Annotated in this window: 7 protein-coding genes and 1 pseudogene; 3 read left to right on the top strand and 5 right to left on the bottom strand. The window is 71.1% G+C overall.

Annotated features, from left to right (window positions below):
* Positions 1-1044, top strand: a 1044-nt coding sequence (locus ACKOQ4_RS11775) for a hypothetical protein (protein WP_526292005.1), incomplete at its 5' end; no start/stop codon positions are given.
* Between the two features lie 6 nt (positions 1045-1050).
* Here the strand turns inward: ACKOQ4_RS11775 and ACKOQ4_RS11770 are convergent.
* The 4 genes from ACKOQ4_RS11770 to ACKOQ4_RS11755 form a co-directional block, all read right to left on the bottom strand.
* A complete protein-coding gene (locus ACKOQ4_RS11770) occupies positions 1051-2649 on the bottom strand; it encodes a glycosyl hydrolase family 17 protein (RefSeq protein ID WP_526292003.1) in 1599 nt (532 codons plus the stop codon).
* 62 nt (positions 2650-2711) lie between these two features.
* A complete protein-coding gene (locus ACKOQ4_RS11765) occupies positions 2712-3509 on the bottom strand; it encodes an META domain-containing protein (protein WP_526292001.1) in 798 nt (265 codons plus the stop codon).
* An 11-nt stretch (positions 3510-3520) separates the two neighbouring features.
* Complete coding sequence (locus tag ACKOQ4_RS11760) at positions 3521-3934, bottom strand: DUF2784 family protein (protein ID WP_526292000.1); 414 nt, start codon at positions 3932-3934, stop codon at positions 3521-3523.
* An 11-nt stretch (positions 3935-3945) separates the two neighbouring features.
* Positions 3946-4380, bottom strand: coding sequence for a nitroreductase family deazaflavin-dependent oxidoreductase (locus ACKOQ4_RS11755; RefSeq protein WP_526291998.1), 435 nt, complete (start codon positions 4378-4380; stop codon positions 3946-3948).
* A 34-nt stretch (positions 4381-4414) separates the two neighbouring features.
* Between ACKOQ4_RS11755 and ACKOQ4_RS11750 the strand changes: the two genes are divergently transcribed.
* Together ACKOQ4_RS11750 and ACKOQ4_RS11745 are read left to right on the top strand one after the other, a co-directional pair.
* Positions 4415-5683: an amidohydrolase gene (locus tag ACKOQ4_RS11750; RefSeq protein ID WP_526291996.1), complete on the top strand. Its 1269-nt coding sequence runs from the start codon at positions 4415-4417 to the stop codon at positions 5681-5683.
* Entirely contained in the window at positions 5680-7218 is a 1539-nt protein-coding gene (locus ACKOQ4_RS11745) for an alpha/beta fold hydrolase (protein ID WP_526291994.1), read from the top strand. Before ACKOQ4_RS11750 ends, ACKOQ4_RS11745 begins: the two co-directional genes overlap by 4 nt.
* Positions 7219-7263: 45 nt before the next feature.
* On the opposite strand, the pseudogene ACKOQ4_RS11740 reads toward ACKOQ4_RS11745, so the two are convergent.
* Positions 7264-7807: pseudogene (locus ACKOQ4_RS11740) on the bottom strand (hypothetical protein); the annotation flags it as partial.

Raw genomic sequence — 7807 nt, 5'->3', positions numbered from 1 at the left:
GACCCCGCCCCGCCGCCCGCCTACCCGGCGGGCGGCTATGCGCTCATCCGCAAGTCCGATCTGATGGCCAAGCCCACCAGCGGGCCGGGGTGGCGGTTCCTGAAGTCCCAGGCCGACGCCGCCCTCGAAACCCCCGACCTGTCCACGCTGAACACCAGGACCCCGGCGATGGTGATGGCCGCCGGACTGGTCTACGCCCGAACCGGGGAGGCCAGATACCGCGACAAGGTGATCACCGCGGTCAAAGCTGTTCCCGGAACCGAGAAGAAGGCCACCACTGTTCTGCCGTTGGCGCGCAACGTGTTCGGCTACGTGATCGCCGCCGATCTGGTCGGTATGCCGCTGGACACCGTGGCCGACAACGGTCAGACCTGGCGCGGTTTCCTCGAGCAGGCCCGCACCGAGCAGTTCCCCGGCAACTCCCGCTGGAGCAGCCTGGAGCAGACCTCCGGCGACTCGGCGAGCAACTGGAACGCCTACGCGCTGTCCAGCCACCTGGCCATCAGCGTGGTGCTCGGCGACGCCGCCGCCGTCGCACGCGACGTCAGCATCTACCGCCGGTTCCTCGGCGACACCGGCTCGCCGTGGCCGGCGTTCGCCCCCACCGCGGGCTACACCTGGAACGGCAACGGCCGCACCTGGGACATCACGCCGGCGCTGCAGCGCGGCATCAACCCGGACAGGCCGGGCGACGCACGCAGCGGCGCGATCGTCCTGGACGCGTTGCGGCACAACAGACTTCCCTCGGTGCGGTGCTGCACGGTCGACCTCGCCGGCCGGGCCTACATCGAGGAGTCCCTGGACGCCCTGCTCGCGATCGGCATGGTTCTCAAGGCCGGCGGCAGCGACTACACCGACTTCGCCGATCAGGCCCTGCGGCGGGCGTACGCGTTCCTGATGCGCAGCGGGGGTCCCTCGGGCTACTCCAACGGCAGGTACCTGGCGCTGGCGATGAACAACATCTACGGCACCGCCTACAACACCGCGGCAGGCGACTCGGTCGCCCGCCACCTCGGTTTCGGCGGCTGGCTGCTGACCCGCTGAAAGCGGCTACACCCTCAAACTCAGCGTCAGCGGGTACTTCTGGGTCAGCGTCACCGAACCGGGCAGGCCCGTGACCGCGTACCAGCCCCAGTACGGCTCGAAGATCCCGCCGGTCTTCTGGTTCTCGTCGATGAGCTCGAAGAAGTAGAACGGCACGTTCTTGACGCCGAACTTCGGCGATCCGCCGGCCATGCTGTCGACCACATTCTGGTTGTAGATCCGGGCATTGGTCACGTTGGAGTAGATGGACCGGCCGCCAACGGAATTCGTCGCCCATCCGGTCTCACCGACCCGAAGCGGTATGGTGATGCCCGCTTTGTTCAGCGCCCACCGCACGGCGTCGTACTCCGCCCAGAACAGGCTGTGGTAGGCCACCCCGTTGTCGTAGATCGGCGGGCTGGTGGGGTTGCCCAGGGCGTAGGCGAGCTTGATGTCGGCCGGCTGGTCCTGGATGTCCATCAGCGGGTAGATGTCGATCTCGACGTAGTCGGTCAGCTGCCTGAGCAGCGGCAGCAGCCCGTCGAGTCCGGTGTTGAGCACACTTCTCGACGGCGGGTAGGAATCCTGGATCAGGCTCATGGTGAACGACACCGTGGTGGCGATGGGAAGTTTCGCCGCGGCGATCGCGCCCTGCATGTTCTTCACCGCCCGGGTGACGGTGGCCAGGTCGAACGGGGCGGCGTCGACTTCGTTGCCGACCGACACCGCCGTCACCATCGACCCGTACGGTTTGAGCTGGTCGACCACCGAGGTGGCGAAGTCCGGATCCGACGCGAGCTGCTCGACGCTGGAGTTGGGGACGGCGACGGTCACCTTGGCGCCCGGTATCTGTGCCTGGATCTGGTTCAGGGCCGCCGGGACGATTTCATACATCCGGATGCTGGTGATGCCCTGTGCCTTGATGGCCGCCACGACCGCGCGGTAAGTGGGCGCCGGGTCGGCGAGCTCGGTGCTCATGTTGATCCCGATGTGGGGGGCCACCGTCGTCGGCTGGGGCGTCAGGTTTCGCTTCACCAGCAGCAGCGCGCCTGTCAGCAGGTCGCTGACCGGACCCTTGGGCAGCCGGGCCAGCAGGCCCAGGGCGGACTGCAGCAACCGGTCCAACCGGGTGGCCGACCCGGTCAGACGATCCGCCCGGACCGCGCCCGCCGCGGCGCGCGCCGGCGGCGGGGACACCGCGGCCGGCGCCACGGCCGCAACGGCCCTCGGCGCGGGCCGCGGCGTGACCGTCCGGACGGGGGTGTCCGCGGCGGCCGCCGGTAATTGCGCGGGCCAGGAAACGGGCATCGCTTCGACCGGGTTGCGGACCGCGGGCGCGGGCAGCGCCCGGGGCCGTGACTTCCGCTGCGGGACAGGGGAATCCGACGGTCGAGGTGCGGACGGCGTTCGGGCTGCGGCTGCACGGGGTGTCACGGCCCGCGCCTCGCGGCGAGGTGGGCGGGCGACCCGGGCGGCGGGCCGGGCACTCGCCGACCCGGCGGTGACGGCAGAGCCGCCGGTGTCCCCGGTCTCGGCGTGGGCCACCCCGGTCAGCGGCGCCGTCAACGCCGTCCAGGCAACGAGCACCGCGGCGCCCATCCTGGCGCCGTCCCCCAACCGCGTCATCGCAGCCCCCTCCCCCTGACGGGAAAGCACCAGCCTAACGCTTCCGGGCAGCCCCGTGTCGGCTAACGCAGCGCGACCGCGACGGCCCTGAGCACCGGATGGCCGGCGTCGTCGACCAGCGTCAGCTGATCACCGGAGAGGACGAAACCGCGTACCCGTCCCAGCGCCGCGACGATCACCTGTTCCTGGGCCATCGCTTCGGGCGGGCCGGCCATCATCGTGGAGGCCACCTGGGAGAAACTCAGCGCATCACCGGCAAGGGTGTATCCGCCCATCAGCCGGTTCACCCCGCCGGAGCCGGAGAGCCGGCTGTCCTGGTTGTGCAGCACCATGCCGGGTTCACGCATCTGGTCGGCCACCACGACCGGGTTGCCGTCGACTTCGGTGAATTTCCAATAGGTTTCGGTCAGCGTGACATCGGGCACCGGCGCGGTCTGCGGACCGGGTACCGAGCTCACCAGCAGCTCGACCGGCGCCGGGTTGAGCGCGTCGACCGGATAGCTCTGCGTGGTGGTGAACAGCAGGGTCTCGCCCTGGGTGATCCGGGCCCGCACCGCGTAGGTGGATCCGGGCCGCACCGCCGAGCGGGGGTAGGGCAGTGTGAAAGGAATCGGGGACTGCCGGCCGCTGAGCACGACCTCGGTCTGGCCGAGCGTCACCGCCGGGGCGTCGGCCAGCGAGACGTCCTCGAGGGTCACCGTCAGCACCGCGTCGGGCGGCAGCGCGATCCGCTCGAGGTGGACCACCGTGCCGGTGAGCGTGGCCGAATCGGGCACGGGATCTCCTTCGTCGGCGCCGGCGGCGGCGCAACCTATCAGCGCCAGCACAGCCAGCATGAGGCTGACCAGAGTTGCTCGCATCGCACTCCTCGTCATGGCCGGGGACGGCGTTTGGTCGAACCGGGCGAGCCTACCGCCCGGCGGCGGGCGATCATCAGACCGTAGAACCCGACGTTGACCACGACGAGCAGCGCCGCGGCCGCCAGTTGCATCTGGCGGGTCAGGCCGGCGGGGTAGACGAACCCGCCGACGTACCGCTGGATGTAGTACTCGATGAAGCCGCCGCTGTAACCCGCCTGCCCGGCGGCGCGGCGCAGCGAGACCTCCAGCGGGGTCAGCGGGCACACCGCGCCGGAGGCCTCGATCCAGATCCCCCACACCAGCGCCGGCAGATGCAGCAGGGCCAACCGGGGCCGGCGCCACACCGCGACCGCGCCGAGCACCACCCAGAGCACGAACAGCGCGTGCACCACCAGCACGGCGTCGGCCAGCACGGCGGGGTTCATCTCGACAGGTCTCAGCCGGCCCGCCTGAGTTCGAACAGCGGGATGACCCGGGTGGTCTTGGCCTGGTAGTCGCCGAAGCCGGGGGCGACCGCCACTATCCGGGCGAACACCGCGTCGCGCTCTTCGGCGGGCAGTTCCCGGGCGGTGACGTCGTAGGCGTCGGTGCCGACCTCGATGTGGGCGTGCGGGTCGGCCCGCAGGTTGTGCACCCAGTCCGGGTTGGTGTCGGATCCGGCTTTGGAGCCGACGATGATGGTCCGGCCGTCGACGGCGAAGTAGGCCAGCGGGTTGAGCCGCGGCCGGCCGGACTTGCGCCCGGTGCTGGTGAGCAGCAGCAGTGTCGCGCCCTCGAACGGCCCGCCCACTTTGCCGCCGTTGGCGCGGAACTCCTCGACGATGCTGTTGTTGAACGCCTCGAGGTAGGACTTGTCGGTGAAGTCGGTCATTGTTGTCGACGCTACCCCGCGACATACTGCAACGGTGAGCGAACAGACCGCCGTCGCCGCTGTCCTGGCCGCCGTGCCGACGGTCCGCGGCTGGCAGGAGGATCTCTACCGCGACCTGCACCGGCACCCGGAGTTGTCCCACCAGGAACACCGCACGGCCGCACTGGTGGCGGAACGGTTGCGGCAGGCCGGATTCGACGTCACCACGGGTGTGGGCGGCACCGGCGTGGTCGGGGTGATGCGCAACGGCGAGGGCCCGTCGGTCCTGCTGCGCGCCGACATGGACGCGCTGCCGGTCCGGGAGGACACCGGCCTGCCCTACGCCAGCACTGCCACGGGCACCCCCGTCGGCGAACAGACGCCCGTGCCGGTGATGCACGCCTGCGGACACGATGTGCACGTCAGCTGTCTGCTGGGAGCCGCGCACCTGTTGGCCGCGGGCCGAAGCCACTGGCGCGGAACCCTCATCGCGCTGTTCCAGCCAGCCGAGGAGACCGCCGACGGCGCACGCGGAATGGTTGACGACGGCCTGCTCACGCTCACCGGCCCGGTGGACGTGGCGCTCGGCCAGCATGTGGTGCCGCTGCCGGCAGGCAAGCTGGCCGCCACACCCGGCCCGGCGATGGCCGCGGCGGACTGCATCAGGATCACGCTGTACGGCCGCGGCGGACACGGCTCGATGCCGCAGGCGACCGTCGACCCGGTCGTGCTCGCCGCCGCCATCGTGCTGCGGCTGCAGACGGTCGTCGCCCGCGAGGTCGACCCGTCGGAGCAGGCGGTGCTCACCGTGGGCAGCATCCACGCGGGCACCAAGGCGAACATCATCCCCGACCGCGCGGAGCTGCAACTGAACATCCGCAGCTCCAACGAAGCGACCCGGGCGGCCGTGCTGGCCGCGATCCGCCGGGTGGTGCGCGCCGAGTGCGCCGCCTCGAACTGCCCCCGCGATCCGGACTTCGAATTCTTCGACCAGGCACCGCTGACCGAGAACGATCCCGCGGTCACCGCCCGCGTCACCGAGGCGTTCGCCGCCGCACTGGGTCCCGAGACGGTCGTCACCCCGCAGCGGCTGATGGGCAGTGAGGACTTCAGCGACATCGCCCGCGGCGTCAGTGCGCCCTACTGCTTCTGGCTACTCGGCGGTGCCGATCTGGACGCCTTCCTGGCAGCCCTGGCCGAAGGCCGCACCGACGTCGAGATCGCCGTCAACCACTCGCCCCGCTTCGCCCCGGCGATCCAGCCGACCCTGGACACCGGCACCGCCGCCCTGGTGGCAGCGGCACTGGCCTGGCTGGCCGGATGAGACCGACACCGGGTGTTCGGCGGCGCGTGAACCGCAACACCGCAGCGGCGGCCGCCGTCGTCGTCCTTGCCGGCTGCGGCAGCACCGTCGCCGGCCGGCCGGCCGGTCTGTCCGGGGCACCCGAACCGGCGGTGACCGCGGTCAACTGGGGGCCGTGTGACAGCGCCGGCGGCAACGGCGACCCGCCCGGGGGCGCGCAGTGTGGCGAGCTGCCCGTGCCGGTGGACTATTCGGACCCCGGCAAGGACGTCGCCACTCTGGCGCTGATCCGACTCCCGGCGACCGGTGACAAGATCGGCTCGCTGGTGGTCAACCCGGGCGGCCCGGGCGACTCCGGTGTCGAGGCCGCGATCTCGCTCGTCGACGACCTCCCCAAAGAGGTTCGCGAGCGCTTCGACCTGGTCGGGTTCGACCCGCGCGGGGTCGGCTCGTCGGCCCCCGCTCTGTGGTGCAACTCCGACGCCGACAACGACGCGCTGCGCGCCGACCCGCAGGTGGACTACAGCCCGGCGGGGGTGGCGCACATCGAGGCCACCGAGAAGCAGTACGTCCAGCGTTGCCTGGACAAGATGGGCAAGCCGTTCCTGGCCAACGTCGGCACCGCCAACGTCGCACGCGACCTCGACCGGCTTCGCGAGGCACTCGGCGATGCCAAGCTGACCTATCTGGGCTACTCCTACGGCACGCTGATCGGGTCGGCCTACGCCGAGGCCTACCCGGACAAAGTGCGCGCGATGATCCTCGACGGCGCGGTGGACCCCAACACCGACCCGATCCAGTCGAACATCGACCAGTCCGCGGCATTCCAGAAAGCGTTCGACGACTACGCCTCAGACTGCGCCAAGGACTCCGATTGCCCGCTTGGCACCGATCCGACGAAAGTCGTTGCGGCATACCATGATCTGGTGAATCCACTGGTGAACGAACCGGCCAGGACCGACGATCCGCGTGGCCTGGGCTACTCCGACGCGATCACCGCGACCGACGAGGCGATGTACAGCCCGGAACGGTGGAGCGACCTCACCAAGGGACTGCGCGAGCTCTCCGGCGGTCGCGGCGACACGCTGCTGGCCCTTGCCGACGACTACTGGGAACGCGACCAGAACGGCCACTACAGCAATTCCAACGACGCACTGACGGCGATCATCTGCGTGGACCAACCGCAGATCACCGACCGTGCCCGGGCGGTCGAGGAGGACCGGCGGCTGCGCGAGGTGGCGCCGTACAGCAGCTACGGGACGTTCACCGGCAACGCCCCGCTGGACACCTGTGCGTTCTGGCCGGTGCCGCCGACCAGTGGGCCGCACCAGATTTCGGCGCCCGGCCTGCCGCCGGTTCTGGTGGTGTCGACCACCGACGACCCGGCCACGCCCTACCAGGCAGGGGTGGACCTGGCCGGACAGCTCGGCGGGGCGCTGCTGACCTACAGGGGAACCCAGCACACGGTGGTGTTCGAGGGCGAGGAGTGCGTGGACGGCTACGCGACGCGGTATCTCGTGGACCTCACACTGCCGCCGAAGGGCGCCACCTGCTGAGCTGAGCTGACCCGACTCGACTCGATTACCCGGGCGAGTCGGGTACTACGGCGAGCCCGGGGTCCCGTTCGCGCCGGGCGTCGCGGTGCCGCCGGAGGAGACCGCCGCTCCGCCGGTGCCCGCGGCGCCGCCGGTGCCCGCCGGCAGCGCGTTGCCGCCGTTGCCGCCCTTGCCGCCGGCCGCACTGGACGTGGTTCCGGTGGAATCGGCTGCGCCGCCGGTGCCGCCGGCACCGCCCTTGCCGCCGGCGCTGCCGCCGCCGGTGCCGCCGTTGCCGCCCGCGCCGGCCTTGGCGAACGAGGTGTTCCCCGTCGTGGTGGAGGCGCCACCATCGCCGCCCTTGCCGCCCTTCCCGGTGGCGCCGGTCGCCGCGCCGCCCTCTCCACCGGTGCCGCCGAAAGCGGTCGAACCGATCCCCTGGGTGGTCGACGCGCCGCCGGCGCCACCGCTGCCGCCCTCGACGACGCCGGTTCCGCCCGTGCCGCCGTCGCCGGCGAAGCCGATGATGCTGGCGCCGGTATTGTTCGCCGCGCCGCCGGCACCGCCGTTGCCGCCGACTCCCAGGGTGGCGCCCAGACCGGCGCCGCCG

Source organism: Mycobacterium sp., assembly GCF_046095365.1.
In the GTDB taxonomy this organism is placed as follows: Bacteria; Actinomycetota; Actinomycetes; order Mycobacteriales; family Mycobacteriaceae; genus Mycobacterium.
This window is presented reverse-complemented; position numbering and strand designations above follow the sequence as displayed.